This is a genomic window from Bacillus sp. LM 4-2, assembly GCF_000978495.1.
GTDB lineage: Bacteria > Bacillota > Bacilli > Bacillales > Bacillaceae > Bacillus > Bacillus subtilis.
Map to the genome: position 1 here is coordinate 2,716,563 of NZ_CP011101.1, position 25,525 is coordinate 2,742,087.

At 44.1% G+C, this 25,525-nt stretch carries 21 protein-coding genes and 1 other annotated feature; of the genes, 2 read left to right on the forward strand and 19 right to left on the reverse strand.

Features of this window, described 5'->3' with window-relative positions; translation table 11 throughout:
• Positions 1 to 20: 20 nt before the first annotated feature.
• From mreB to valS, 7 genes are all read right to left on the reverse strand, one after another.
• On the reverse strand, positions 21 to 1,034 hold the full coding sequence (mreB, locus tag bslm_RS13565) for a cell shape-determining protein MreB (RefSeq protein WP_003229650.1): 1,014 nt from the start codon (positions 1,032 to 1,034) through the stop codon (positions 21 to 23).
• Positions 1,035 to 1,125: 91 nt separating this feature from the next.
• Entirely contained in the window at positions 1,126 to 1,821 is a 696-nt protein-coding gene (radC, locus tag bslm_RS13570) for a RadC family protein (protein ID WP_014480455.1), read from the reverse strand.
• Between the two features lie 36 nt (positions 1,822 to 1,857).
• Entirely contained in the window at positions 1,858 to 2,427 is a 570-nt protein-coding gene (locus tag bslm_RS13575) for a Maf family nucleotide pyrophosphatase (protein WP_024572904.1), read from the reverse strand.
• Between the two features lie 152 nt (positions 2,428 to 2,579).
• Positions 2,580 to 3,578, reverse strand: a complete 999-nt coding sequence (gene spoIIB / locus bslm_RS13580; RefSeq protein WP_046381249.1) for a stage II sporulation protein SpoIIB — start codon at positions 3,576 to 3,578, stop codon at positions 2,580 to 2,582.
• A 133-nt stretch (positions 3,579 to 3,711) separates the two neighbouring features.
• The gene (locus tag bslm_RS13585; RefSeq protein WP_069704049.1) at positions 3,712 to 4,458 is read right to left on the reverse strand and encodes a prepilin peptidase; all 747 of its coding nucleotides are present in this window, start codon (positions 4,456 to 4,458) and stop codon (positions 3,712 to 3,714) included.
• A gap of 139 nt (positions 4,459 to 4,597) precedes the next feature.
• Positions 4,598 to 5,890, reverse strand: coding sequence for a bifunctional folylpolyglutamate synthase/dihydrofolate synthase (locus bslm_RS13590; protein WP_046381250.1), 1,293 nt, complete (start codon positions 5,888 to 5,890; stop codon positions 4,598 to 4,600).
• 59 nt (positions 5,891 to 5,949) lie between these two features.
• The gene (valS, locus tag bslm_RS13595; RefSeq protein ID WP_046381251.1) at positions 5,950 to 8,592 is read right to left on the reverse strand and encodes a valine--tRNA ligase; all 2,643 of its coding nucleotides are present in this window, start codon (positions 8,590 to 8,592) and stop codon (positions 5,950 to 5,952) included.
• Between the two features lie 59 nt (positions 8,593 to 8,651).
• Positions 8,652 to 8,874 (reverse strand) — a binding site (T-box leader).
• Between the two features lie 165 nt (positions 8,875 to 9,039).
• On the opposite strand from valS, the gene bslm_RS13600 reads away from it, so the two are divergent.
• Positions 9,040 to 9,231: a hypothetical protein gene (locus tag bslm_RS13600; RefSeq protein WP_003222590.1), complete on the forward strand. Its 192-nt coding sequence runs from the start codon at positions 9,040 to 9,042 to the stop codon at positions 9,229 to 9,231.
• Positions 9,232 to 9,249: 18 nt separating this feature from the next.
• Here bslm_RS13600 and cotN read toward each other — a convergent pair whose 3' ends face one another.
• The 8 genes from cotN to hemA all read right to left on the reverse strand — a co-directional run bounded on the left by cotN (position 9,250) and on the right by hemA (position 18,419).
• Complete coding sequence (gene cotN / locus bslm_RS13605) at positions 9,250 to 10,275, reverse strand: spore coat protein CotN (protein WP_046381252.1); 1,026 nt, start codon at positions 10,273 to 10,275, stop codon at positions 9,250 to 9,252.
• 32 nt (positions 10,276 to 10,307) lie between these two features.
• Complete coding sequence (gene spoVID, locus bslm_RS13610; RefSeq protein WP_046381253.1) at positions 10,308 to 12,035, reverse strand: spore coat morphogenetic protein SpoVID; 1,728 nt, start codon at positions 12,033 to 12,035, stop codon at positions 10,308 to 10,310.
• Positions 12,036 to 12,165: 130 nt separating this feature from the next.
• Positions 12,166 to 13,458: a glutamate-1-semialdehyde 2,1-aminomutase gene (gene hemL, locus bslm_RS13615; RefSeq protein ID WP_003229633.1), complete on the reverse strand. Its 1,293-nt coding sequence runs from the start codon at positions 13,456 to 13,458 to the stop codon at positions 12,166 to 12,168.
• 29 nt (positions 13,459 to 13,487) lie between these two features.
• Positions 13,488 to 14,462: a porphobilinogen synthase gene (gene hemB, locus bslm_RS13620; RefSeq protein ID WP_003229631.1), complete on the reverse strand. Its 975-nt coding sequence runs from the start codon at positions 14,460 to 14,462 to the stop codon at positions 13,488 to 13,490.
• Positions 14,459 to 15,247, reverse strand: a complete 789-nt coding sequence (gene hemD, locus bslm_RS13625) for a uroporphyrinogen-III synthase (RefSeq protein WP_029727111.1) — start codon at positions 15,245 to 15,247, stop codon at positions 14,459 to 14,461. Before hemD ends, hemB begins: the two co-directional genes overlap by 4 nt.
• Entirely contained in the window at positions 15,237 to 16,181 is a 945-nt protein-coding gene (hemC, locus tag bslm_RS13630) for a hydroxymethylbilane synthase (RefSeq protein WP_080481013.1), read from the reverse strand. Before hemC ends, hemD begins: the two co-directional genes overlap by 11 nt.
• 32 nt (positions 16,182 to 16,213) lie before the next feature.
• A complete protein-coding gene (locus bslm_RS13635) occupies positions 16,214 to 17,044 on the reverse strand; it encodes a cytochrome c biogenesis protein (RefSeq protein WP_003222575.1) in 831 nt (276 codons plus the stop codon).
• A 7-nt stretch (positions 17,045 to 17,051) separates the two neighbouring features.
• The gene (gene hemA / locus bslm_RS13640; RefSeq protein ID WP_004399038.1) at positions 17,052 to 18,419 is read right to left on the reverse strand and encodes a glutamyl-tRNA reductase; all 1,368 of its coding nucleotides are present in this window, start codon (positions 18,417 to 18,419) and stop codon (positions 17,052 to 17,054) included.
• A gap of 228 nt (positions 18,420 to 18,647) precedes the next feature.
• Here hemA and bslm_RS13645 point away from each other — a divergent pair, with 228 nt between their 5' ends.
• Complete coding sequence (locus bslm_RS13645; RefSeq protein WP_003229624.1) at positions 18,648 to 19,145, forward strand: hypothetical protein; 498 nt, start codon at positions 18,648 to 18,650, stop codon at positions 19,143 to 19,145.
• Between the two features lie 21 nt (positions 19,146 to 19,166).
• On the opposite strand, the gene yihA is transcribed toward bslm_RS13645, so the two are convergent.
• The 4 genes from yihA to clpX form a co-directional block, all read right to left on the reverse strand.
• Entirely contained in the window at positions 19,167 to 19,754 is a 588-nt protein-coding gene (gene yihA / locus bslm_RS13650; protein WP_003229621.1) for a ribosome biogenesis GTP-binding protein YihA/YsxC, read from the reverse strand.
• Entirely contained in the window at positions 19,751 to 22,075 is a 2,325-nt protein-coding gene (lon, locus tag bslm_RS13655) for an endopeptidase La (protein ID WP_003229618.1), read from the reverse strand. The genes yihA and lon overlap by 4 nt, the downstream gene beginning before the upstream one ends.
• 180 nt (positions 22,076 to 22,255) lie before the next feature.
• On the reverse strand, positions 22,256 to 23,914 hold the full coding sequence (gene lonB, locus bslm_RS13660) for an ATP-dependent protease LonB (protein WP_004398923.1): 1,659 nt from the start codon (positions 23,912 to 23,914) through the stop codon (positions 22,256 to 22,258).
• A gap of 151 nt (positions 23,915 to 24,065) precedes the next feature.
• The gene (clpX, locus tag bslm_RS13665; protein WP_003229613.1) at positions 24,066 to 25,328 is read right to left on the reverse strand and encodes an ATP-dependent protease ATP-binding subunit ClpX; all 1,263 of its coding nucleotides are present in this window, start codon (positions 25,326 to 25,328) and stop codon (positions 24,066 to 24,068) included.
• Between the last annotated feature and the right edge of the window lie 197 nt (positions 25,329 to 25,525).

Sequence of the window (25,525 nt, forward strand, 5' to 3'; positions counted from 1 at the left end):
CTCTTCTATTGAACTCCCGATTATCTAGTTTTCCCTTTGAAAAGATGGATGTGCTCCAGTGCTTTCCCTGTTCCGATCGCTACACAATCAAGCGGATCTTCGGCGATAAGGACCGGCATTTTTGTTTCTTCGCTGATGACTTTGTCCAAATTGCGCAAAAGCGCTCCGCCGCCGGTTAACACTATACCTCTGTCCATGATATCTGCTGCAAGCTCAGGCGGTGTTTTTTCGAGTGTGCTCTTCACTGCTTCGACAATTGTAGATACAGTGTCGCGCAGAGCGTTAGAAATCTCTTTTCCTGTAATTTCAATTGTTTTCGGCAAACCTGTCAGCAAATCGCGGCCGCGGATTTCCATGTTGTCGGATTCTTCAGGAGCTTCTGCAGATCCGATTTCCATTTTAATCGCTTCAGCTGTACGGTCACCGATCATCAGATTGTACGTTTTTCTGATGTAGTTGATAATCGCGTCATCCATCTCATCACCGGCTACACGGATTGACTGAGACGTTACGATGCCTCCGAGGGAAATAATCGCAACTTCTGTCGTACCGCCCCCGATATCAACAACCATGCTTCCAGTCGGTTCCCAAACTGGCAGATTGGCCCCGATTGCTGCGGCAAAAGGCTCTTCAATTGGATACGCGTCACGCGCTCCCGCCTGTCTTGTCGCATCGATAACAGCGCGTTCTTCAACAGCTGTAATGCCTGATGGGACACATACCATTACATATGGTTTTCTGGCAAACATGCCTTTATTTTTTATGGCCTGATTGATGTAATATTTCATCATCGTCGCCGTTGTTTCATAATCAGCGATAACGCCGTCTTTCATCGGGCGAAGAGCCACCACGTTGCCCGGTGTCCGTCCAATCATATTTTTCGCATCATTTCCGACAGCGACAATCGATTTCGTATCCGTCTGCAAAGCGACAACTGACGGCTCTCTCACAACAATTCCTTTTCCTTTTACAAAAACAAGCGTATTCGCAGTTCCAAGATCTATACCAAGGTCTCTAGCACCAATTCCAAACATATGTATGTATCTTCCTTTCTTAAAGCAAAAATACCCTAAAGGGAAAAACTCATAAACTCTATTATAGCTTAATTCGACGAAAAAAAAAGTGTTACAAATATCCTTTTTCCTTTAAACTCACAAATTTTTTATCCCCGATCACCAAATGGTCAAGCAGCTCGATGCCAATCAGGTTTCCGCATTCAAACAGCCGTCTTGTCACTTCAATATCTTCCCTGCTCGGCGTCGGATCTCCAGAAGGATGATTATGAACACAGATAAAGGAAGCGGCAGATCGTTTAAACGCTTCTTTAAACACCTCTCGCGGGTGGACAATAGATGAATTCAGGCTTCCGATAAATACGGTGCGTTTATGGATGACTTGATTTTTTGTATTTAAGTATAAACAGACAAAATGCTCCTGGGTTAAAAAGCGCATATCCTCCATGACAAGATTAGCGCCGTCTTCCGGGGAGCGAATAACGAAATGTTCTTCGTTGGCTAATTTATGAATCCGGCTTCCAAGCTCAACTGCAGCCAGTATTTGAATCGCTTTTACCATACCGATTCCCGGGATGCTTGACAGCTCTTCAACCGATGCTTCCTTGAGCAGGCGCAGCCCGTCAAATGAGCGCAGCAGCCTGTTTGACAGGTCCAAAACAGATTCGTGTTTAGTCCCTGTCCGCAATAATATAGCCAAAAGTTCATGATTCGCTAAGTTCTCGGCTCCGACTTTCAGGAGCCGTTCTCTTGGCTTTTCTTTGATTGGGAAATCTTTGAGTTTTAATGGCAGATCGTGTATGACCAAGCACTCCTTTTCTTTCCCTTCCCGTTTATAGAACCGTCATGCCCTTATATCAAAATGGCGAAGAGCTCTCATTGTTTTTGATATAGGAAGGCCCATGACTGAATAATAATCTCCGTCTATTTTCTTTACAAAAAGCGCGCCTCTTCCTTGGATGCCGTATGCACCTGCTTTATCCATCGGCTCTTTTGTTTCAATATACGTCCAAATCTCTTCTTCACTGAGGGACCAAAACACAACTTCTGTCTTATCATAAAAAGTCTCGCTGTGATTTTCAGCTTGAATGCTGACCGCGGTTATTACTGAGTGACTTCGGCCTGAAAGCCTCCGCAGCATAGAAGCAGCTTCTTCTTGATCCTGCGGTTTGCCAAGACATTCGCCGTCAAGGCATACCATTGTATCAGCACCGATAACGATTGCATGCGGGTGGAGATCAGCTACAGCCTTAGCTTTTTGTTTTGCCAACCATTGGACGTTTTCTTCTGGTGAAAAGTTTCGATTTAATTTTTCTTCTACTTCACTGACAATAATGGAGTAGGGCAGCTGGAGAAGATCGAGGAGTTCTTTCCTGCGCGGAGATTGTGATGCAAGTATTAGCGGTTTTGTCATGTTCGTCATCCTTTCAGGGTTTGCTTAAGAAAAAAAGATACTCGTTTATCCTACCAAATCACGAGGCTTGTCACAATTTCAGAAAAATAACTTTTTCATGACAAAATAAAAAAAGCCTGTCACTAAAGGACGAAGGCTCAGGGCACTATCTCTTATTTTACGACGGCTAACAGCTCCTGCTGAGCCTTCCACCCGGCTTCAGCACTTGGATCTTCTAATTCCTTTAAAGCCTGCAAAATCGCTTTTTTCTCTCCTGTTTCTGACGCTTTTGTTTCACCAAGCGACTTTTCTATTTTCTCTACACTCGCTTTTGTAATGTCTTCGCCGAGAATCGCCTTTGCTGCAAGCTCCGCTGTTTCCTTAAAAGAATCTGTCATATCTGACTCTATTGATAAGGAAAGCTCCTTGCCTCCCCAGGCTTCAAAATCACTGTCGATTAAAACCTGTCCTAACTGCTGTGAGACATCCTTTTCACTTGCTAAGCCTGCAATAACATACGTATACCCGTCATCCTTTGACAGTGACACGGCGGAATATCCTTTTTCGGTCAATTGTTCTGTTAACGTTTCGGCGCCCTTTTCATTTGAAAATTTTCCGGCTTGCACAGCGTATGTTTTGTATGTACCTTCAGTTTGTGCTGCTTGTTTTTCTGCGTCTGAGGTTTGTTTATCAGCAGAAGTATCCCCTGCTTTTGCCGTTTGGCTGCCTAGAGAATCCTCTAAAGAGGCCGGTGCTGACGCTTCTTTATTCCCCGATATGTTTAACGCGAATAACCCTAATCCAGTGCCAATGATAGCCGCGAAGGCAATCGTCGCGGCCACTCTTTTTACCGGTTTGGCAGCCCCGGTCTTTCCTTTTGCATAAAGCTTTGTTTTTTTCTTTTGATAAGGAGGAACAACTTTAGGGTCCTCTTTAAACACCTTGTCCTCCTCGGAATCCCAATTGAATTCATCTTCATCAGGGTGTTCCTGGGATGCCGCAACCTCTTGTTCTGCCTGTCTTTTTTCCTCCCAATTTGAAAATGTCATGCTTTTATCTGCCTCTGTATCTGGTGTCTCTTGTTCGTAAACCGTCTCTTCTTTTCCATTAATCGTCACCTTGAGGGCTTTTTCTGCGGCTTTACTGTTTTTTTTATTCTTTCTTTTTTTCAATTCCGCTTCCTCCCTTCATTTGCTTGACCGTTCTTGTCGGCTTTTCATGCTACACACTTTAGCACAGGCAAAGAAAAAAAGAACAAGACTTTTGTCGCCTTGTCCAAAAAACGTTCGTCAAATTTTTCAGCAGTCAGCCCAATGCCATTTTGATATAAAAAGAAATGATAGAGTCACCGTATAAATAGGCTAAAATGCTCCCTGCGGCTATAGCGGGGGCGAAGGGAAGCGGCTGCCTTTTAGCGAGCCTACCAGTCAGAACAGCTGTCGCTCCATATAATGCACCTATCAAAACTGAAAAGAAAAAGGCAGCTGCCAGCATTTTCACACCAAGCACAAAGCCAATCACCGCAAATAATTTAATATCTCCTCCCCCTACTCCACCATGGGTGATTGCGGCAATTACAGCCAGAAATAGAAATCCGGCTGCCGCACCTAGCAGGCCTGCATACCAGGAATCAAGCGGAGAAATCAATCTCGCGGCCGCCAAAAAGGGAAGAAAGAAAATCAATATTCGATTTGGAATCAGCATAAAATGAAGATCTGTCACTGCAACAATAATGAGAAGAGAGATAAACACCACAGCGGGAAACAGTTCCAGCGATGTGCCAAAGCGTATTCCTGCGGCAGCAAATAAACACGCTGTCACAAGCTCTGCTGTGGGATACATAAAAGAAATCTTATGCCCGCAGCTTTTACATTTACCTTTTTGAAATAGGAATGACAGGATGGGAATTAATTCTGCAGGAGTTAATGTCCGCCGGCAAAACGGGCATGATGAACGGGGCGCAATAATAGATAGATGTAAGGGGATACGGCACCCGGCCGTATAGTAAAAAGAACCAAGGATCAGCCCAAAGATAAAAAGAATGGATAGCATAGACAACACACCTTTACTCATTGAGTTCTGGTATGGATTGTAGCAAAATGGACATCCTGAGCTCCAATTGGGAATATTCAATTTTACACATAAAAAAAACGGCAGAATCTTTTTTTTGATTCTGCCGAGCCGGATGCTTTTATTTCAACCTTTTTCGAATGTCAGAAATAAAGTAAAGAGATCCGGTAATCAGCACAATTTCATTTGAGCCCTTTTTGCTTTCTATGAATTTGATCACATCGTCTGGATCTTCACTCCAGCTTTTATTGCTGATTTCACTTGCATCATAGAGATCTTTTGCAAGAGAAGCACGCGGGAAATCAAAAGAAGCAAAATGAATCGCATGAGCAATGGTTTCCAGTCTTTTAATCATGTTCTGATACGGTTTGTCCTTTAACGCGCTAAACACCACAGAAATGCGTGAATTGGCGAAACGCTGCTTCATCGTTTCCGCCAGCTTTTCAACACCTTCTTCGTTATGCGCACCGTCTAAATATACCGGAGGATGTTCCTGAACAAGCTCTAACCGTCCCGGCCAAGCAGCCTTCACAAGCCCGCTCCTTAACGCTTCGTCACTGATATGGGCGATATTCTCCTTATTGAGCCACTCCGCAGCCAAAATGGACAAAGAAGCATTTTGTCTTTGATGGGTGCCAATCAGAGATGTCCGAATATCTTCATAGCATTTCTCTTCCGTTTTGAATGAAAACTGTTCTCCTGCAGGCAGAGCCTCTTCATTGAAAATAACACATGCATCATGCAATGACTGGAACGGCGCAGCATGCCGTTCGGCTTCATGGCGGATGACCTGTAAAGCTTCCGGCTGGGTAACTGCTGTAACGATTGGAATACCTTCTTTAATAATACCGGCCTTTTCTCCTGCAATTTCTTCAATGGTGTTTCCCAAAATATTCATATGATCGTGTCCAATGCTTGTAATCACAGTTAAGAGCGGTTCAACCACATTAGTAGAATCGAATCTACCGCCCAGACCTGTTTCAAAAATAACAAAATCGACCTTATGAAATTCTGCAAAATATAAAAATGCACAGGCCGTCATAATTTCAAATTCTGTCGGCTGTCCGTATTCCGTTTGATCAAGGGCTTCAACGTGCGGTTTCATTTGATTGACGAGTGCTGTCCATTCCTCATCTGAAATCGGTATCCCGTTTACGCTGATCCGTTCATTAAACGTAATAATATAAGGCGATGTAAATGTTCCAACCGTATATCCGGCTTCCTGCAGCATAGAACGGATAAAAGCGACAGTTGATCCTTTACCGTTTGTTCCTGCGACGTGGAACGCTCGGATTTTTTTTTCAGGATGTCCTAACCGCGCCATCAGCTGTTTCATTCGACCAAGTCCGGGCTTCACCCCGAATTTTAGCCTCCCGTGAATCCAGCTGCGCGCATCTTGATATGCAGTAAACAATGATAATCCCCTCTTTTATAAGACAAGGCGGTTTCTCTAGAAACCGCCCCGGCTTTTCATTAACCCTTCAGCTCAGCCATTCGTTTTTGAACAGCGTCACGCTTCGCCACATAATCTTTTTCTTTTTCACGTTCTTCATCAATTACGTGTGCAGGCGCTTTTTTCATAAATCCTTCATTTCCAAGTTTCTTTTGGACACGCTCAACTTCTTTTGTCAGTTTATCAAATTCTTTTTGCAGACGGGCAATTTCTTCATCAATATTGATTAAGCCTTCAAGCGGAAGAATAACCTCTGCTCCTGAGACAACGGCCGTCATCGCCTTATCAACAGCCTCAATATCGGTGCCGATTTTAAGCACGCTCGGATTCGTAAAGCGTTCAACATATGAACGGTTCGCTTCGAGGCGGGCTGCTATTTCGTCTGTGCTTGTTTTAATGTACAGTTCAACCTGCTTGCTCATTGGCGTATTGACTTCACTGCGGATATTGCGCACAGAACGGATCAGCTCAACAAGAAGCTTCATGTCAGCTGACGCTTCAGTATCGGTATGCTCCGGCACTACTACAGGCCATTGACTTACTGTAATCGATTCCCCTTGGTGAGGAAGGTGCTGCCAAATTTCCTCCGTTAAGAATGGCATAAACGGATGGAGCAGACGCATCGTTTGATCAAGTACGTAAGCAAGGATGGAACGGGTAGTTTTCTTAGCCGCTTCGTCTTCCCCATAAAGTGGAAGCTTCGCCATTTCAATATACCAATCACAGAAATCATCCCAAATAAAGTTATATAAATGGCGTCCTACTTCACCAAATTCATATCGATCAGCAAGCTGGGTCACGTGCTCGATCGTTTCATTTAATCGCGTTAAAATCCACTTGTCAGCGACTGATTTTTCGCCTGACAGATCAAGCTCATCGTACGTCATGCCATCCATATTCATTAATGCAAAACGGGAGGCGTTCCAAATTTTATTGGCAAAATTCCAGGTCGATTCCACTTTTTCATAGCTGAAGCGCAGATCCTGGCCAGGAGAGCTTCCAGTCGCAAGGAAATAACGTAGAGAATCGGCTCCGTACTTGTCAATCACATCCATCGGGTCGACACCGTTGCCAAGAGATTTACTCATTTTCCGGCCTTGCTCGTCACGGATTAAGCCGTGGATTAAAACATCTTTGAACGGGCGCTCGCCTGTAAATTCAATGCCTTGGAAAATCATGCGTGATACCCAGAAGAAAATGATATCGTACCCTGTCACGAGAACATCTGTCGGATAGTAGCGTTTAAAGTCTTCAGCCGTTACATCAGGCCAGCCCATTGTGGAGAAAGGCCATAGCGCAGAACTGAACCATGTATCCAGTACGTCTGTATCCTGTTCCCAATTTTCGCTGTCTTCCGGCGCTTCAAGCCCGACATATAGCTCGCCTGTTTCTTTATGGTACCAGGCAGGAATACGATGGCCCCACCACAATTGACGGGAGATACACCAGTCGCGGATATTTTCCATCCAATGTAAATACGTTTTTTCGAAACGGTCAGGCACAAAGTTGACCTTTTCTTCTTTCTTTTGCAGCTCAATCGCTGCATCAGCAAGCGGCTGCATGCGCACAAACCATTGTGTAGAAAGATAAGGCTCCACAACAGCTCCGCTTCGTTCACTATGGCCGACAGAGTGCATATGATCCTCGATCTTGAAGAGAACTCCCGCTTCCTGTAAATCTTTCACGAGCTTTTTGCGGCATTCAAAACGATCCATGCCTTGATATTGCAGAGCATTTTCATTCATCGTGCCATCTTCATTCATGACAAGAATGCGTTCTAATTTGTGGCGGTTGCCAAGCTCGAAGTCGTTCGGATCATGAGCAGGCGTAATTTTCACGGCACCTGAACCAAATTCCATATCAACATAGTCATCACCGACAATCGGAATTTCACGATTTACAATCGGCAGGATCACCGTTTTTCCGATAAGGTGTTTATAGCGCTCGTCTTCAGGGTGAACGGCAACAGCTGTATCACCGAGCATTGTTTCAGGACGTGTCGTCGCAATTTCAATTGAGCCTGAACCGTCAGCAAGCGGATAGCTCATATGATAGAACGCGCCTTGAACATCCTTGTAAATCACCTCAATGTCGGATAGGGCTGTTTTTGTCGCTGGGTCCCAGTTAATAATATATTCGCCTCTGTAGATCAGGCCTTTTTCATAAAGCTTAACGAATACTTCTCTTACCGCTTTGCTCAAGCCTTCATCCAGCGTAAAACGTTCACGGGAATAATCTAGGCCAAGACCTAATTTCGCCCACTGGCTGCGAATAAAGTCAGCATATTCTTCCTTCCACTTCCACGTTTCTTCGAGGAATTTTTCACGGCCTAAATCGTAGCGGGATTTGCCTTCTTCACGAAGTTTCGCCTCTACTTTAGCCTGTGTCGCGATGCCGGCGTGGTCCATGCCAGGAAGCCACAGCACATCATAGCCCTGCATGCGTTTCATTCTTGTTACAATGTCTTGCAGCGTTGTGTCCCATGCGTGGCCAAGGTGAAGTCTTCCTGTTACGTTTGGCGGCGGGATGACAACAGAGTATGGCTCTTTTGTCTGGTCACTGCCCGCTTCAAAAAATTTGCCTTTTAGCCAAAAATCATATCGGTCTTTTTCAACCGCTGCCGGATCATATTTCGTCGGCATTGTTTGTTCATTCGTTTCCATCATAACCCTCCAGCATGTTTAAAAATGGCTGAGAACGAAAAAAGAGCTCTTCATCCCTGTAAAAGGACGAAAAGCTCTTTCGCGGTACCACCTTTTTTCATGAACTCTATCAGTTCATGCACTTATAACGGATAACGGGTGTTTCCCGAATTTCTCTACTCTTCTTTCAAGAAATTATGCTCCCGGGCGACCTTCCAATCAGACAACATAAGAAGCCTTTCAGCAAACGGCTTCTCTCTCTGCATGCGCCTTTTTTGTACTCTTCCCGTTCTAAGCAGGTGTATTTATCAGCTCATTGTATACATTATTTATGTTCTTTATTATAGTAAAAGTGTTTTTGATTCGTCAATCATCTTTTCCAAAAACACCGCTTTCTATACAGATGGGCAGGCACCTATTGCCCAAGTTTACATATGATGCTTGTAAATGCGTAGAGGAGGATGCACCGTGAAGAAACGTTTCAGCTCTTATTCGCTGCCGCCATGGGTAAGGCAAATTCGGCTTGTATCCGCACAAGTGATTATTCCCATTACGATTTTTCAAGGAATCAGAACCATTTTCTTTCCGACAACCTTTGATGTTTTGCTGCTCGCAATCCTAATCTTTTTAGCTTGCGCCCTTCATTTAGAATGGATATAAACAAACAAGTCCGCGCCATTAAGACGTGGACTCGTTTTCAGCCTGAAATTTTTTCTCTTGTTCAATCTGATGAATTTTCATCACAAACGGCTCTATATTTTTCATTTGCCAATAAGCCTTTAATAATTGTGTACATTCCTCTTTTTCATGCTGTCTTTTCCCAGTTTGATAACCGTTCAGCACCTTGTACATGGCTGCCGGATATGCCATATAGCTGAGAAAAAGGCTGACTTCCGCTTCACGCAAAGGGAATGATTTCGTATATCCATAAAACCATTCGACGCATTCCGGACAAGCTTTCGGAAAGCCTCTGAACATTTTTGTATAAAAGCCGAGCAGGTCGTTTTGCGGCGGACCGACAGATGCTCTTTCGAAGTTTGTAAAATATCCGGTCCCAGCATCATTATACAGAAAATGGTGTATAGACAGGCTGCCGTGGTTCATTACAACCCTTGAAACGTCCTTTTCCTTTGCCGACTCATACCAGTCCTCCAGCCGTTCCAGCGCAAAGTTCACCGCGGAAATGGTTTCTGAAAAATAGGTTATGGCCTGGAGTTCAAAAGGAGAAAGGTACCACTCCTTCTCCGCTCTATCCACAAACTGCTCATAGAAAATTTTATCTTGTTCCCACTTTTTTTTCGTTTGCCCGTAATAACGTTCAATCTCATCACGTCTAACCTTTAGTTCCTGCGCGGTTCTCTCGTGAAGACGGGCTGTTTCTCTAAATAAATAAGCATGTTTCTGATCCCGTTCTTCCTCTTGGTCAAATTGGAGCCAAGGCATTAAATAGTAGGTATCTCCGTATTGTATGCCTGCTGAGAAAAACTCACCGCTATTTGTTCTGTAAACGGGAACGAATGAACGATAGCCTTTTTCCTCAATCGCCACCATATGATCTGTAAAATGCTTGCCGCGCCCCTCTTTCAATTTTTTCAGGGCAAATATGCCGTAGTCTGTATACACTTTCCAAACAAGAGGACTGACAGGCTCAATAAATTGAGCAGTCAGTCCGTATTCCTGAAGAACCGATTGGGTATCTTCCATTTCATTCACCACATTTTCCGATCGCTTACGGTTTACGCATGGCTATTTTTATATTGAGGAATATAGAGAATCTGTCCTGCTTTTAATTCATCATCCAAGGCTAAAGAATTCATCCTGATCAGCTGCTGGGATGTAATTTCATACCGTTCGCATAAACGCTCGATCGTATCTTCCTGCTGCACAATACAAATTTTCATTCTCGAAAACTCATCCGCTTCTTTTGTAAAGAGTTTTGTTAAATAAAGAGAATTATCACTTTCCTTTGTTTGAGGTTCCTTCGTTTCAGGAGCAGGAGCAACCCTAGGAACAGCATCCGTTTCCTTCCTTTCAGTCTCAGAAGATTCAGGCATCTGGAAGGATTGAAAAGGTGTTTCTTCCTTAGGCTCTTCAGCTGATGGTGTTTTTCTCACTTCAATTTCGAAGCTCTCTTCCTCTTGTTCTTCCTCCTCCAGCAGCTTAGGCGCTGAATAAAAAGAATCCTCCTCTTCTTGTTCAGGCAGGAAGGTACGGTATGCCGGTTCAGGCAATTCTTCTTGAGATGCCTCCTCCGAGCTTGTTTTTTGATTGAAATGGAAATGTAAATCGGCATTGTCATTCTCCATATATACAGCTGAAGCTGTTTCTCTGCTATCTTCTATGGAGAGAGCGGCCTCTGATACACTCTCCAAAGCTTCATCCGGTTCCGCCTCTTCTTGGCAAAGCGCAGGATCAGCCTGATCCGATTGAGCTGCTTCTTCATTTTGAGCCTCTTGGCGCAGCGCATATTCATGATTAGGAGACACTGTTGTTTCCGCTTTTTCCTCTGCAATCACAGTCTCTGAATGAAGCTCAGCTTCCAAAGCAGGCGATTCTTCTGCTCCAACGTGTTCACGAAGCTCAGTCTCCGCTGGAGAGTCTGCTTCTTCACGAACATCCGCTATTGCAGCTGCCGGCTCTGCCGTTTCTTTTTTTGCTTTAACGATCTCTTGAATCTCTATTTCTGAAGGATCAGGTTCTGGCTCAGATTCTTCTGTTTCCGATTCAGCACGAACCTCCGTTTCCGGCACAGCAAGCTCTTCTGACTCTTCTTCCTCTTTCACATCTTCTCTGGCCTCTGGTTCTGAAGCAACCGATTCAGGCGGCTCAGATTCTGCTTTTTCTGTCTCCAGTTCTTCACGGAGCCCCGCTTTCGAGATAAAAAGTTCTGGCGGTTCGGCTGGCGGTTCATGCTGAAGAACTGCTTCCTCTGCCGATGATGCACCCGGTTCTTCTACTACACTATGTGCCGGCGGCTCTGAAAGCTCTTCCTCCCTGAATGCCGCAGGAGCTTCATATAAAGGTATCTCCGGCTCTTTGTCTTGCGTATCGTCCAAAAGCCCTTCGATCGCTAAATCAGCTTGAATTGTTAAAATGCGCGAATCCGTCAATTGATAGTCAAATGCGTCAATAAAGACGAAGACATCCTGTAAATGGCTCACTTTATTTTTCGGAATGGTAATATCCACAGGAAAACAGTGAGTCAGTTCCGCACTTCCATCCTCTCTCTTTCTGACTTGTTCAACAAACCGCTTATCTGTATAAATCTCTTCGGTATGTTTGTTTTGATCTATGTTGTACTCACCTGTAAGTTCAAGCGATCCTATGATTGATACATAATCATTTACTTCCTGAACCCTAATATCAGGATCTAATGAAATAGAAAGCAGTTCAGAAACTTCCTGTCCTTTTTGGAAACAGATCGATTCTTCTACAGAAAATTGCAATCGATGATTTTGCGGCAAGTTCATATCCTCCTTTCATCTAATCCTTAAAATTAGATGTCACTAAAGGTGTATGTATGAACTGGAGAAAATATGAGTGGGAGAGCACGAAAAAACCGGCACAAGGAGTCCTTGATACCGGTTTTCACTCTTATCTGCGGCTGATCTCAGCAAATACTTTCTCAGCTGCCTGGATTGTGTTTTCAATATCTTCATCAGTATGGGCCGTTGAGAGGAAAAGACCTTCGAATTGTGATGGCGGAAGGAATACCCCTTCATTTGCCATCCCTTTATAATAGCTTGCGAACAGCTTCAAATCAGATGATTTCGCTGTTTCATAATTGATGACTGGTTCGTTTGTAAAGAAGAAACCGATCATCGAACCTGCACGGTTAAAGGTATGCGGAATGCCATGAGCCCCGGCGGCTTTTGAAATTCCTTCTTCCAGTCTGTCGCCTTTTTTGATGAAATTCTTGTAGGATTCAGGTGTCAGCTGTTTCAATGTCTCTAAGCCAGCCGTCATCGCAAGCGGGTTGCCTGACAATGTACCAGCTTGATAGATCGGACCGCTTGGAGCGATCTGCTCCATGATTTCTGCCTTTCCGCCATAAGCGCCGACAGGAAGTCCGCCCCCGATTACTTTTCCTAAACAAGTCAGATCAGGCGTTACGCCGAAGTAGCCTTGAGCGCAGTTATAATCGACCCGGAAGCCAGTCATCACTTCATCAAAAATCAGCAGGGAGCCGTACTGCTCAGTGATATCACGCAGACCCTGAAGGAAACCTTCTTGCGGCGGAACAACACCCATATTTCCGGCAACTGGCTCTACAATGACTCCCGCAATGTCTTCACCGAATTGCTGGAAAGCAAGCTTTACACTTTCTAAATCATTGTACGGAACGGTGATGGTGTTTTTCGCAATGCCTTCAGGCACCCCCGGGCTGTCAGGCAGACCGAGAGTGGCAACACCTGAACCAGCTTTAATCAAGAGAGAATCGCCGTGTCCGTGGTAGCAGCCCTCAAATTTTAAAATCTTGTTGCGGCCCGTATAGCCCCTTGCCAAACGGAGGGCACTCATTGTAGCCTCTGTTCCGGAGCTTACCATTCGTACAATTTCTACAGATGGCACACGATCAATGACGAGCTTAGCCAGTTCATTTTCTACTTCAGTCGGAGCACCAAAGCTTGTCCCGTATTCAGCCACTTTTTTGAGGCTTTCTACGACGCGGTCATTTGTATGCCCTAAAATTAAAGGCCCCCATGACAAGACGTAGTCAATATATTCATTCCCGTCAATATCAAAGATTTTCGAGCCTTTTCCGCGCTCCATAAAAATCGGGTCCATGTCTACCGATTTAAATGCGCGAACGGGACTGTTCACACCGCCCGGCATGAGTTTTTGCGCTTCTTTAAAAGCCGTTTTTGATTTTTCATAGCTTCTCATCTGCCTCAACTCCTGTCAACTGAATAAAATTACTCCGCAAGCCATTTCGCTGCGTCTTTCGCATGATACGTAATAATCAGGTCGGCACCCGCGCGCTTCATGCTTGTCAAAATTTCCAACACAATTTCTTTTTCTTTGATCCAGCCGTTCTGCGCTGCAGCCTTCACCATTGAATACTCTCCGCTTACATTATAAGCGACGAGCGGCAAAGTAAACTCATTTTTTACGTCACGCATGATATCCATATAAGAAAGCGAAGGTTTGACAATCAAAAAGTCCGCGCCTTCCTCAACATCTGATTGTGCTTCGCGGAGTGCCTCCATACGGTTGGCAGGGTCCATCTGATATGTTTTGCGGTCTCCGAATTGCGGTGTGCTGTTTGCTGCATCACGGAACGGACCGTAAAACTCACTTGAATATTTAACAGCGTAAGACATGATGGGAATATTGACGAATCCTTCTTTATCAAGTGCTTCTCTGATCACTGTAACAAATCCGTCCATCATGTTTGATGGCGCAATGATATCCGCACCTGCTTTCGCTTGGCTGACAGCTGTCTGCGCCAAAAGCTCCAGCGATTCATCATTGAGAATGACTCCGTCTTTGACAAGTCCGCAATGGCCGTGGTCTGTATATTCGCACAGGCACGTGTCAGCGACAACAACCATTTCAGGGAAGTGTTCTTTAATTTCTGTGATGGCTTTTTGGACAATTCCGTGATCATGGTACGCTTGTGTTCCGCAATCATCTTTTTCTTCCGGGATGCCGAACACGATAACAGATTGAATGCCCAGTTTGACCAGCTCCGCTACTTCATCCTTCAATAAATCTAATGATACATGGTGAACATCAGGCATTGACGGAACAGCTTTTTTGCCTTCCAGCCCTTCAACGACAAAAATCGGATATATAAAATCTGATGGATGCAAACGTGTTTCCTTTACCATTTCTCTCATTGCTTTTGATGTCCGCAGGCGGCGGTGTCTATTAAATGATTGACTCATATTCTCTCTTCCTCTCTTGACATGCTGCACATTAACTCAAGCATGCCATCTATTGTAAATGTATCAGGCGTATGCGATGTGATGCCGTACGTCAGAAGGGCATCATTTGTTAAAGGCCCAATGCTGATACAGGCCGTCCCATTCGCCTTCCACTTTTTTAATTCTTCTCCCAAGACATGCATAAACGTATGTACGGTTGATGAACTCGTAAATGTTACATAGTCAAAGGAATATTGACCCGCAGCGTCTTTCAATGCCTCAATGCCTTCTTCATCCGGAATCGTTTCGTAGAGAACCCATTCCTTTACTTCAAAACCGAGCGGGACAAGCTCTTGTTTTATCACATCACGTGACAAATTCCCTTTCATCACGGTAATGGGCTCCCCCGGTTCAGCATGCTGCTTAAGAGCGTCAGCCAATTGTTCAGCAATATACTCCTGTGGCATCACATCAACCGATACGTTATGCGTTTTTAAACGGCGGGCGGTTTTTTCACCGACGGCTGCAATTTTTTTATGCGCAGGGAGAATAAGCTGATTTTCCTTCAGATAAGAAAAAAAGAAGTCTGCCCCGTTCACACTTGTAAAAACAAGCCAGCCTGGCGCGGTTAGATCCTCCCTTACCTGTTCCGCAACATCATTCGGCAAAGCGCGGCGAAACGTAATCAAAGAGGTTAAAACCGCTTTACCGCCAAGCGCCTCCACTTTTTGCTGAAATGATGTTGCTTGTGCCTTATTCCGGGTGACAAGCACTGTTTTTCCTTTCAACGGAAAATCATTTTCCATCCTCATCAAGCTCCCGTTTTACACGATCAATTAAATCTTTTGCTCCTTTGTCAGCCATAAGAGCGGCACAGCGCTTTCCTACTTCCTCCGGATCGTTTCCGGTGACGGTTTCTTTAAAAATGATTTTGCCGTCAGGTGAAGCGACAAGACCTGTCATTTCAATTTCAGCCTGTCCATTTAACACGGAGTAGCCCGCGATCGGAACCTGGCAGCCGCCCTCCATCGCGTTTAAAAAAGCACGTTCTGCTAAGACAGTCCGTTTTGTATATTCATCTGTAAACTGAGAAAACAACGCCAACAGCTCTTCATCCGATTCTCGGCACTCAATCGCCAGGGCTCCCTGCCCCACAGCAGGCAAACAGCGCTCAGGCTCAAGGAATTCGGTTACGACATCTTGTTTCCACCCCATTCTGGAAAGGCCGGCAGCCGCTAAAATAATCGCGTCATAATCCTCTGTTTCCAGCTTTTGAAGTCTTGTATCTATATTACCTCTAATCCATTTAATTGTAAGGTCAGGGCGCTCAATCAAAAGCTGCGCGCTTCTTCTTAAACTGCTTGTGCCAATGACAGCACCTTCCTTCATTTCTGAAAGCTTTACGCGATTCTTTGAAATAAGGGCATCACGCGGGTCCTCCCGTTCAGGAATACAGCCGATCACAAGGCCTTCAGGCAAAACAGCAGGCATGTCCTTCATGCTGTGCACTGCCATATCAATCTCTTCGTTTAAAAGCGCCTGTTCAATTTCTTTGACAAACAGCCCTTTTCCACCCACTTTTGAGAGTGTAACATCGACAATCCGGTCGCCCTTTGTCACGATCTCTTTAATTTCAAAAGCAAACGAAGGATTGATTTCCTTCAGTTTTTGAATAACCCATTTTGTTTGAGTCATAGCGAGTTTGCTCCGTCTGGAACCTACTTTAATCGTTCTCATCATTTCTTTCCTCCCGAATCTGCTTGGGACATCGTTTAACTGAACCAATGGAATTGCGACAGGCTTCCAAGCAGGAAATAATTGATCATCAGCACCAGAAAACAAGCCGTATTCCACAGTGCAGCGACCTTTCCTTGCAGCTCTTTAATCAGCCTGATATAAAGATAATAGCTGTACAGCAGCAGGACGACAAACGAACCAAGCACTTTGGCGTCAAACCAATACAGCGTTTCTAGTGAGACATATGCCCAAATGACGCCGAGAATCAAACTCAGCAGCAGCATCGGAACCCCAATGACATTTAAAACATACGCCATATAATCAAGCTTAGATAAATCTTCTATTCTCAACAGCCATTTTCCCCACTTTTTCTTTTTCAGCAGATGATATTGAAACATATATAGCACAGAAAAAACGAAAGAAAGGGAAAAAGCGCCGTATGAAAGAATCGCCATTGTAATATGAATCACCAAAAGCTCGGATACAAGCTGCCCGGAAAAAGCAGCTGACTGCTGCTCTGTCGGTGAAAATGTGTGAATGGCGATCATAGAAAATCCTATAACATTTGTAAAAAACACGATAAAGTCAACACGTAAAAGCTTTGTCAGTACAAGTGACAGCGTGACAAGCACCCAGGCATAAAAATAAAGCGCCTCTGTCACATTTAATACCGGAAACCGCCCCGTCACCCACATAAAATAGGCCAAATACACGGTTTGCAGAGTCCAGACAATAGAAAGCAACCAGAAGGCCATTTTTCCAGCCTTCCGGTTGTGTTGAAGAAAATCTATAAAATAAAAGAGTACACTTAACGCGTAAATGACGATTGTCCCCTCATTAAGTCTTGCCATTGCAGTATCAATCATTCAGCTTTCACTCACTTACAAGTGGGCTAAAGCCCGCTTTTGATTCAGCCTTCTTAAAAGAGTGGACCTTTTGGCTGCTTTCAACGGTTTTCATCATTTGACGGCCCGCAGCTTCTTCAATATCAAAAATCTGCATAAACAACGCGAGCTTTTCTTCCGAATCAGCATCTGCCGCAAGCTCTTTCACCTTTAAAATCGGATCACGAAGCATTTGGTTAATAATACTTTTGGTGTGTTTGTTCAACAGTTTTTTCTCTCTTGTGCTTAAGTGAGGCAGCTTACGCTCAATGCTGTCCATCGTTTCTGACTGGATAGCAAGCGCCTTTTCGCGCAATGCAGAAATAACCGGCACAACACCAAGTGTATTCATCCATTGTTTAAATTCCACAATGGTTTCTTCAATTAACAGTTCAACTTTTTCAGCTGTTTCTCTCCGCTCTTTCATGTTCGCTTCTACAATGCCTTCCAGATCGTCGATATCATAAAGAAAAACACCTTCAAGATCATTCAGCGCCGGATCAAGATCTCTAGGCACGGCAATGTCGACCATAAACAGCGGACGTCCCTTGCGAAGCTTATTCGCGTTTTCCATCATCTCTTTGGACACGACAAATTCACTTGCACCGGTTGAACTGATTAAAATATCAGCCTCCGCAAGCGCGCTTTCAAGCTGATTCAAGCTTCTCGCTTCACCTGAAAAACGGTCTGCAAGCTCCTTCGCTTTCAAGTATGTTCGGTTAATGACAGTGACCTTGCCGATTCCCTGTCCGTGCAGGTTTTCCGCAGCAAGCTCGCCCATTTTTCCCGCACCGAGAATCAATATGTGCTTGCTTGAAAGATTTCCGAAGATTTTTTTGGCAAGTTCAACTGCAGCATAGCTTACTGACACCGCATTTGAGCCAATGTCTGTTTCGGCGTGAGTCCGTTTGCCCACTGTAACTGCCTGCTTAAACAGCTCATTAAAAATAGTCCCGATCGTTTTTTCTTGCTGAGCTGTTTTAAAGCTGTCGCGTACCTGTCCGAGAATCTGCGTTTCGCCAATCACCATAGAGTCAAGTCCGCAGGCTACACGGAATAAATGCTCAACAGCGGCATCGCTCTCATAAAACGTTAAGAACGGTGACAGCTCTTCTTTGCTTAATTGAAACCAATCAGCTAAAAACTTTTTTATATAATAACGGCCGGTATGGAGCTGGTCGACTACCGCATAAATTTCAGTGCGGTTGCAGGTTGAGACAATGATGTTTTCAAGAATGCTTTTCTCTTCTTTCAGCTGCACCATTGCTTCTGCCAGCTCATTCGGCTGAAAACTTACTTTTTCACGTATCTCAATAGGGGCGGATTTATAATCTACTCCCACAACAAGTATATGCATCGCTCTAATTACACCCCCAACACCCAATCTTAATTTATAATCATTCTAACATAGAACTCATTATTTATAATAATTATAACATAGTTTCTTTCACAAAATGTGAACAGATTTTAAAATTCTTATGCTATATTAGAAAAAGCTTCAGGGAAAAGAAGCATTCCTATTGACAATACCAAAAACAGCAGAAATTTACTACACATCAGCTCTAAAAAACAAGAAGGTGATATCATGAAACAAAAATCAATTTTATTCCCTTGTCTGCTGCTTGCCGCTTCTGTATATGCATGGCTAGAAAGCGGCCAAGCCGAACTGTTTTCAGGGCAGGATCAATGGCCTGTTCTCCTCATGCTGTTAGGCGCAGCCTTTGTATATCAAGGAAAAAAAGAAGCCGTTACACCCCATTTTTTTATCGGTTTGCTTCTCTTCGGGATCGGTTTACACTTTTTTGCCAAGCCGAAGTGGGTATGGTGGCCGGATGATTTTGAAATGCTCCTCTTTATGATCGGCTTCTCACTTCTCGTTTCAACCGTTCAAAAAAAAGAATATGTATATGAAGCTGTGTCGATGATTTGTTTTTCCCTGTTTTTGTACTTTTTCAAACAAATTATGGCATGGCTTGAGTCTGCGCATATTCCAACAGCGCTTCTGAAGGAGTATTGGCCGTTTGTCTTTATTGGAATCAGTTTATTGTTATTATTGATAAAACGAAAAAAATCTATACGATAAATAAAACCGGTAGAGGATCCTCTACCGGTTTATCATTTTTTTGATCGCTCCCCAAGCTTCGTCTTTTCCCTTTTTCGTTTCTGAAGAAAAGAGGATCAGCTCGTCTTCCGGATCAATATTTAATGTTTGTCGGACAACCTTCGCGTGTTTGTCCCATTTACCTTTCGGGATCTTATCCGCCTTTGTAGCGATAACAATAACAGGAATGCCGTAATACTTTAAAAATTCATACATCTGTACATCATCATTAGATGGCGCATGCCGCAAATCAACGATCTGCACCACAGCTTTTAATTCCTCGCGTGTCGTGATATAGGTTTCAATCATTCTGCCCCATGCTTCACGCTCAGACTTTGACACTTTGGCAAAACCGTAGCCCGGCACATCCACAAAATGCAGCTCATCATTGATAATGTAGAAATTAAGCGTTTGTGTTTTTCCCGGCTTTGATGACGTTCTCGCAAGATTTTTGCGATTGATTAATGAATTGATAAAAGACGATTTTCCTACGTTCGATCTTCCGGCCAATGCGATTTCCGGAAGCCCCCCTTCAGGGTACTGTTCCGGTTTTACTGCACTGATCACGATTTCTGACTTTGTGACTTTCATTTCTTCTCTCCTACTAAGGCATGTTCCAAAACCTCGTCTAAGTGGGACGCCAATATAAATGTCAGCCCCTCCCTGACGCTTTCCGGAATATCCTCTATATCTTTTTCATTATCTTTAGGCGCAATAATGGTCGTTAATCCCGCTCTATGTGCGCCAAGCGCTTTTTCCTTTAAGCCGCCGATCGGCAGCACGCGCCCGCGAAGCGTGATTTCCCCAGTCATGCCGACTTCACGCGAAACCGCCCGTCCCGTTAAAGCAGAAACAAGCGCTGTTGCCATCGTAATACCGGCTGACGGACCATCTTTTGGCACCGCACCCTCTGGTACATGTATATGAATATCATACTTCTCATGAAAGTCAGGTTCAATGCCAAGTTCTTCTGTTTTGGATCGCACATAGCTGAATGCAGCCTGAGCAGACTCTCTCATAACATCTCCGAGCTTTCCTGTCAGGATTAATTTCCCTTTTCCCGGTGAAAGCGATACTTCAATCGAAAGCGTATCTCCGCCAACGGTTGTATACGCAAGCCCTGTCACTACACCAACTTGATCCTCTGTTTCAGCTTGTCCATATCTGAAAATGCGTTTTCCGATAAAATCTTGAAGGTTCTTCTCAGTAACCGTAATTCGTTTTCGCTCTTCAGCAACAATGGCTTTTGCAGCTTTACGGCAAATTGCGGCAAGCTGGCGTTCAAGGCTTCTTACACCCGCTTCTCTCGTATAGTAACGAATAATATCAAGAATCGCCTGATCACGCAGCTGAAGATTGCTTTTCTTCAGCCCGTGTTCTTTGATTTGCTTTGGAAGCAAGTGATCCTTTACAATTTCAAGTTTTTCTATTTCTGTGTAGCCTGCGATATTAATAATTTCCATTCTGTCTCTGAGCGGGCCCGGGATTGTGGCCAAATTGTTCGCCGTTGCGATAAACAGCACTTTGGATAAATCAAAGGTTTCTTCAATATAGTGATCACTGAAGCTGCTGTTTTGCTCTGGATCAAGCACTTCAAGCATAGCGGATGATGGGTCTCCTCTAAAATCAGATGACATTTTGTCAATTTCGTCTAATAAGAAGACCGGATTCAGCTTGCCCGCTTTTTTCATCCCTTGAATAATACGTCCAGGCATTGCTCCGACATAGGTCCGTCTGTGTCCGCGTATCTCTGATTCATCCCGAACTCCTCCGAGTGAGATTCTGACGAATTTGCGTCCCAAGCTTTTTGCAATTGATTTGGCTAAAGACGTTTTTCCGACACCTGGAGGTCCTGCCAAACAGAGAATCGGGCCTTTCAGGGATTTTGTCAGCTTCTGGACAGCCAAATATTCTAAAATACGTTCTTTTACTTTTTCAAGCCCGTGGTGCTCTTCGTCCAAGAGACGTCCTGCTTCTTTCAAATCAAGCTTATCATCTGTTTCATCCGTCCACGGAAGAGCAACCAGCCAGTCGATATAGTTGCGGATCACAGAGCTTTCCGCAGAACTTGACGGAATTTTTTCATATCTGTTCAATTCTTTAAGCGCTGTTTCTTTCACATGATCAGGCATGCCTGCTTCTTCGATTTTTTCCGTCAGCGTCTGAACTTCGCCAGTTTTGCCTTCTTTATCGCCAAGCTCTTTTTGGATCGCCTTCATTTGTTCACGCAAGTAGTATTCCTTCTGCGTACGCTCCATCGAACGTTTGACGCGCTGGCCGATTTTTTTCTCAATCTCCAGCACTTCTTTTTCATTATTAATAAAATCAATGACCTTGTTCAGCCTGTCTTTGACATCAGCCGTTTCTAAAATATCCTGCTTATCCTTTAGTTTAAGGGGCAGATGAGAAGCAACGATGTCTGCCATTCTCCCCGGCTCTTCGATATCAGTAACCGCAGCGTACGTTTCGGCCGAGATTTTTTTAGAAATTTTTATGTACTGATCAAAGTGGTCTAGCAAAGTCCGCATCAATGCTTCGTCTTCTGTATCTTTTGAATCATCTTCATGAATAAGTTGAATGTCAACCGACGTGTAATCCTCGTGTTCATTGTATTTGACGATATGGGCGCGCTTGAGGCCCTCCACCAACACACGAATCGTACCGTTCGGAAGCTTCAGCATTTGCTTAATTTTTGTATAGGTGCCGACAGTGAAAATCTCGTCTTCACCAGGTTCGTCTATCGAAATATCCTGCTGAGTGGCTAAAAATATCATATGATCATGCATCATTGCCTGTTCAAGAGCCTGAACCGACTTGTCACGTCCTACATCTAAATGCAAAACCATCGTCGGGTACACTAATAAACCTCTTAAAGGGAGGAGCGGGATGCTGCGTTTTAATTCTTCTGCCATGTGACTGACACCTCCGTGACTTTAGTATGAACCATTATAATACAACTTTTTCATCCTTGTACAATAAACGGCATGGTTCCATTTTCTATAAAACAGTCTCCTCGTAGTATACCCTTTCTTTCTGATATGAAAAAGGAAAAGATGTCCTTCATGAAAAAAACCCTATTATCAAAATAGGGTTTAAACGGATTCTTTATTGATTTCGATATGAAACGGTTTTTGTTCCGTTGGCGGATTCACCAAAATTTCATCAAGCACTTCTTGGAACGTCTTCACTGCAATAATCTCGATCCCGTCAATCTGCTTTAAGATGGCCTGCTGATTTTCATATGGGATAATCACCTTTTTCGCACCGGACTGCTTGGCCGCTTTTATTTTCGGAATGACGCCTCCGATGGGTTTCACAAGACCGTTCAGGCTGATTTCGCCCGTCATCGCAACGGTATTGTCAATAGGAATTTTGTGTATCGCCGAGAAAATCCCCGCCGCCATCGCAATGCCTGCTGACGGCCCATCAATCGGAATCCCTCCTGGGAAATTGATGTGAATATCATAATCAGAAGGCTTCATTCCCATTGTCCGGAGCACGGTTAATACATTTTCAACCGAACCCTTCGCCATGCTTTTTCGCCTGATCGATTTTGATTGGCTGCCGATGCTTTCTTCTTCAGCTATTCCTGTGATGTTAATTGATCCTTTATCTTGAGCCGCGGTTACACTTACTTCGATTTCCAGAAGCGATCCGCTGTTAGGCCCATAGACTGCAAGCCCATTTACAATGCCAACCTGTGGTTCAACACCGATTTTTTGCTCGTGCTTTGGAGTAAGCTGACTGGAGTGAATGACCCATTCAATATCCTCAATCGTAATGTCCTTTCGATTCTCCGTTACAGCCATCCCCGCTGCGATTTGAATCATATTGACGGCTTCCCGCCCGTTCCGCGTGTAGCTGGTCAAAAGATCCAGTCCTTCTTCGGAGATATTTTTTTCAATTTTATCCGCTGCTGTTTTGGCAACCGTTTTCAGCTCGTCCTTTTCAAGCTCGCGGAAAAAAACCTCCAAACAGCGGGACCGGATAGCTGGCGGAATTTCGTTTGGCATTCTCGTGGTCGCGCCAATCAAGCGAAAATCAGCCGGCAGCCCATTTTGAAAAATATCATGAATATGATTCGGAATTTGTGTATTTTCCTCACTGTAATACGCACTGTCTAAAAAGACTTTTCTGTCCTCAAGCACCTTCAGCATTTTATTCATTTGAATAGGATGCAGCTCCCCTATTTCATCAATAAACAGCACACCGCCATGGGCATGGGTGACAGCTCCCTGCTTCGGCTGCGGAATCCCAGCCTGTCCCATCGCTCCGGCCCCTTGGTATATCGGGTCATGGACAGAGCCGATGAGCGGATCGGCAATTCCTCTTTCATCAAAACGGGCTGTTGTCGCATCGAGTTCCACAAAGACAGCCTGCTCTTTAAACGGTGATTGTTTATGTTTTTTTGCTTCTTCCAACACAAGCCGCGCAGCAGCCGTTTTCCCAACTCCCGGTGGCCCATAGACAATCACATGCTGAGGATTTGGCCCGCATAAAGCCGCCTTTAATGCTTTAATGCCGTCTTCCTGTCCGACGATATCTTTAAAGCTTTTGGGGCGGACCTTCTCAGATAATGGCTCGGACAAGCTGATAGCGCGCATTTTCCGAAGCTGCTCCATTTCCTTCTTTGATTCTTTATCTATCGTGACCTTTTGTGTCCTTTGATTTTTAAGCAAATTCCAAAAATACAAACCGATGATGATCCCAAAAAACAGCTGAATAAATAACGCGATCCCTGTCCAACTCATGGTGGTCCCTCCTGAAAAACAATTTATGTATCCAATTCATTCCTCTGATTGCTAGTATCTCCCATAGAAGACGGGAATAAACGTTTTTCCGGAAGAGTTGCATGCAAAAAAACCTCCTGAGTGTTACCACTCAGGAGGTTTGTGCTTATCTTTATGCAGATGTTTTATCTTGGCTTACCTCAGTGCCGTCTTTTAATAAGAGGCGAGGAGGCTCTCCGTGTGTCACAGTTGCCCCGGTGATTACACATTTTTCAATGTCATCACGAGAAGGCAGCTCAAACATCACATCAAGCATGATGCCTTCAATGATAGAACGGAGTCCGCGTGCTCCAGTCTTGCGTTCAATTGCTTTTTTAGCAATTTCAGAAAGCGCTTCTTCTTCAAACTCAAGCTCAACGTTGTCAAGCTCAAGCATTTTCTTGAATTGCTTAACAAGAGCGTTTTTCGGTTTTGTTAAGATCGCAACCAATGCTTCTTCGTCAAGCTTTTCAAGGCTTGCAATAACCGGAAGACGTCCGATAAATTCAGGAATTAACCCGAAACGGAGCAAATCTTCTGGAAGCACTTTTGAAAGAAGATCTTCTTTCTCAAGATCAGCAGCTTTATTGTCGGCACCGAATCCAATCACTTTTTGGCCTAAACGGCGTTTGATGATTTGTTCGATACCATCGAAAGCTCCGCCGCAAATGAACAAAATATTTGTTGTGTCAATTTGAATGAATTCTTGATGAGGATGCTTACGTCCACCTTGAGGCGGTACGCTTGCCACTGTACCCTCAAGAATTTTAAGCAATGCCTGCTGTACACCCTCACCTGACACATCACGTGTGATAGACGGGTTTTCAGATTTTCTAGCCACTTTATCGATTTCATCAATATAGATAATGCCTTTTTCGGCTTTTTCCACATCATAATCAGCAGCTTGGATGAGCTTCAAGAGAATATTCTCTACATCTTCACCCACATATCCAGCTTCAGTCAAAGATGTAGCGTCCGCAATCGCAAACGGCACATTTAAAATGCGAGCCAATGTTTGCGCCAGAAGGGTTTTACCGCTTCCCGTAGGGCCGATTAATGAAATATTACTTTTTGAAAGCTCAACATCATCAACTTTGCTGTTGGAGTTAATGCGCTTATAGTGGTTATACACAGCAACAGCAAGTGATTTCTTCGCTTGATCTTGGCCGATGACATATTCATTCAAAATTTCGCGAATTTCCTGAGGCTTTGGTACGTCTTTAAATTCTACTTCTTCTTCTGTTCCGAGTTCTTCCTCTACAATTTCAGTGCAGAGTTCGATACATTCGTCACATATATATACACCAGGTCCAGCTACAAGCTTACGAACCTGATCTTGTGTTTTTCCACAGAACGAGCATTTTAATTGTCCTTTTTCCTCGTTAAATTTAAACATTCTTTCACCCCTTAATCTTGTCTCACTTTTTCTTTTACCGGCAGAGCAAAAGAAAATGATTCTTGAAACGAACGAGTATGTATTGCATTTTACCATACTTTCCAAAAAGACGGTAACAATGTGTTTCTGACTTGCACATTCTATATGTATGACAAAAAACAGCCCTGCATTAACTATATTGCCCCAAGAAAAAGAGA

Excerpts from the sequence above, each read along its gene's own strand:
- mreB (WP_003229650.1), bottom strand. The coding sequence starts at position 1,034 with ATGTTTGGAATTGGTGCTAGAGACCTTGGTATAGATCTTGGAACTGCG.
- bslm_RS13575 (WP_024572904.1), bottom strand. The coding sequence starts at position 2,427 with ATGACAAAACCGCTAATACTTGCATCACAATCTCCGCGCAGGAAAGAA.
- bslm_RS13585 (WP_069704049.1), bottom strand. The coding sequence starts at position 4,458 with ATGCTATCCATTCTTTTTATCTTTGGGCTGATCCTTGGTTCTTTTTAC.
- valS (WP_046381251.1), bottom strand. The coding sequence starts at position 8,592 with ATGGAAACGAATGAACAAACAATGCCGACGAAATATGATCCGGCAGCG.
- cotN (WP_046381252.1), bottom strand. The coding sequence starts at position 10,275 with ATGGAAGATACCCAATCGGTTCTTCAGGAATACGGACTGACTGCTCAA.
- hemL (WP_003229633.1), bottom strand. The coding sequence starts at position 13,458 with ATGAGAAGCTATGAAAAATCAAAAACGGCTTTTAAAGAAGCGCAAAAA.
- hemB (WP_003229631.1), bottom strand. The coding sequence starts at position 14,462 with ATGAGTCAATCATTTAATAGACACCGCCGCCTGCGGACATCAAAAGCA.
- hemD (WP_029727111.1), bottom strand. The coding sequence starts at position 15,247 with ATGGAAAATGATTTTCCGTTGAAAGGAAAAACAGTGCTTGTCACCCGG.
- hemC (WP_080481013.1), bottom strand. The coding sequence starts at position 16,181 with ATGATGAGAACGATTAAAGTAGGTTCCAGACGGAGCAAACTCGCTATG.
- bslm_RS13635 (WP_003222575.1), bottom strand. The coding sequence starts at position 17,044 with ATGATTGATACTGCAATGGCAAGACTTAATGAGGGGACAATCGTCATT.
- hemA (WP_004399038.1), bottom strand. The coding sequence starts at position 18,419 with ATGCATATACTTGTTGTGGGAGTAGATTATAAATCCGCCCCTATTGAG.
- bslm_RS13645 (WP_003229624.1), top strand. The coding sequence starts at position 18,648 with ATGAAACAAAAATCAATTTTATTCCCTTGTCTGCTGCTTGCCGCTTCT.
- yihA (WP_003229621.1), bottom strand. The coding sequence starts at position 19,754 with ATGAAAGTCACAAAGTCAGAAATCGTGATCAGTGCAGTAAAACCGGAA.
- lon (WP_003229618.1), bottom strand. The coding sequence starts at position 22,075 with ATGGCAGAAGAATTAAAACGCAGCATCCCGCTCCTCCCTTTAAGAGGT.
- lonB (WP_004398923.1), bottom strand. The coding sequence starts at position 23,914 with ATGAGTTGGACAGGGATCGCGTTATTTATTCAGCTGTTTTTTGGGATC.
- clpX (WP_003229613.1), bottom strand. The coding sequence starts at position 25,328 with ATGTTTAAATTTAACGAGGAAAAAGGACAATTAAAATGCTCGTTCTGT.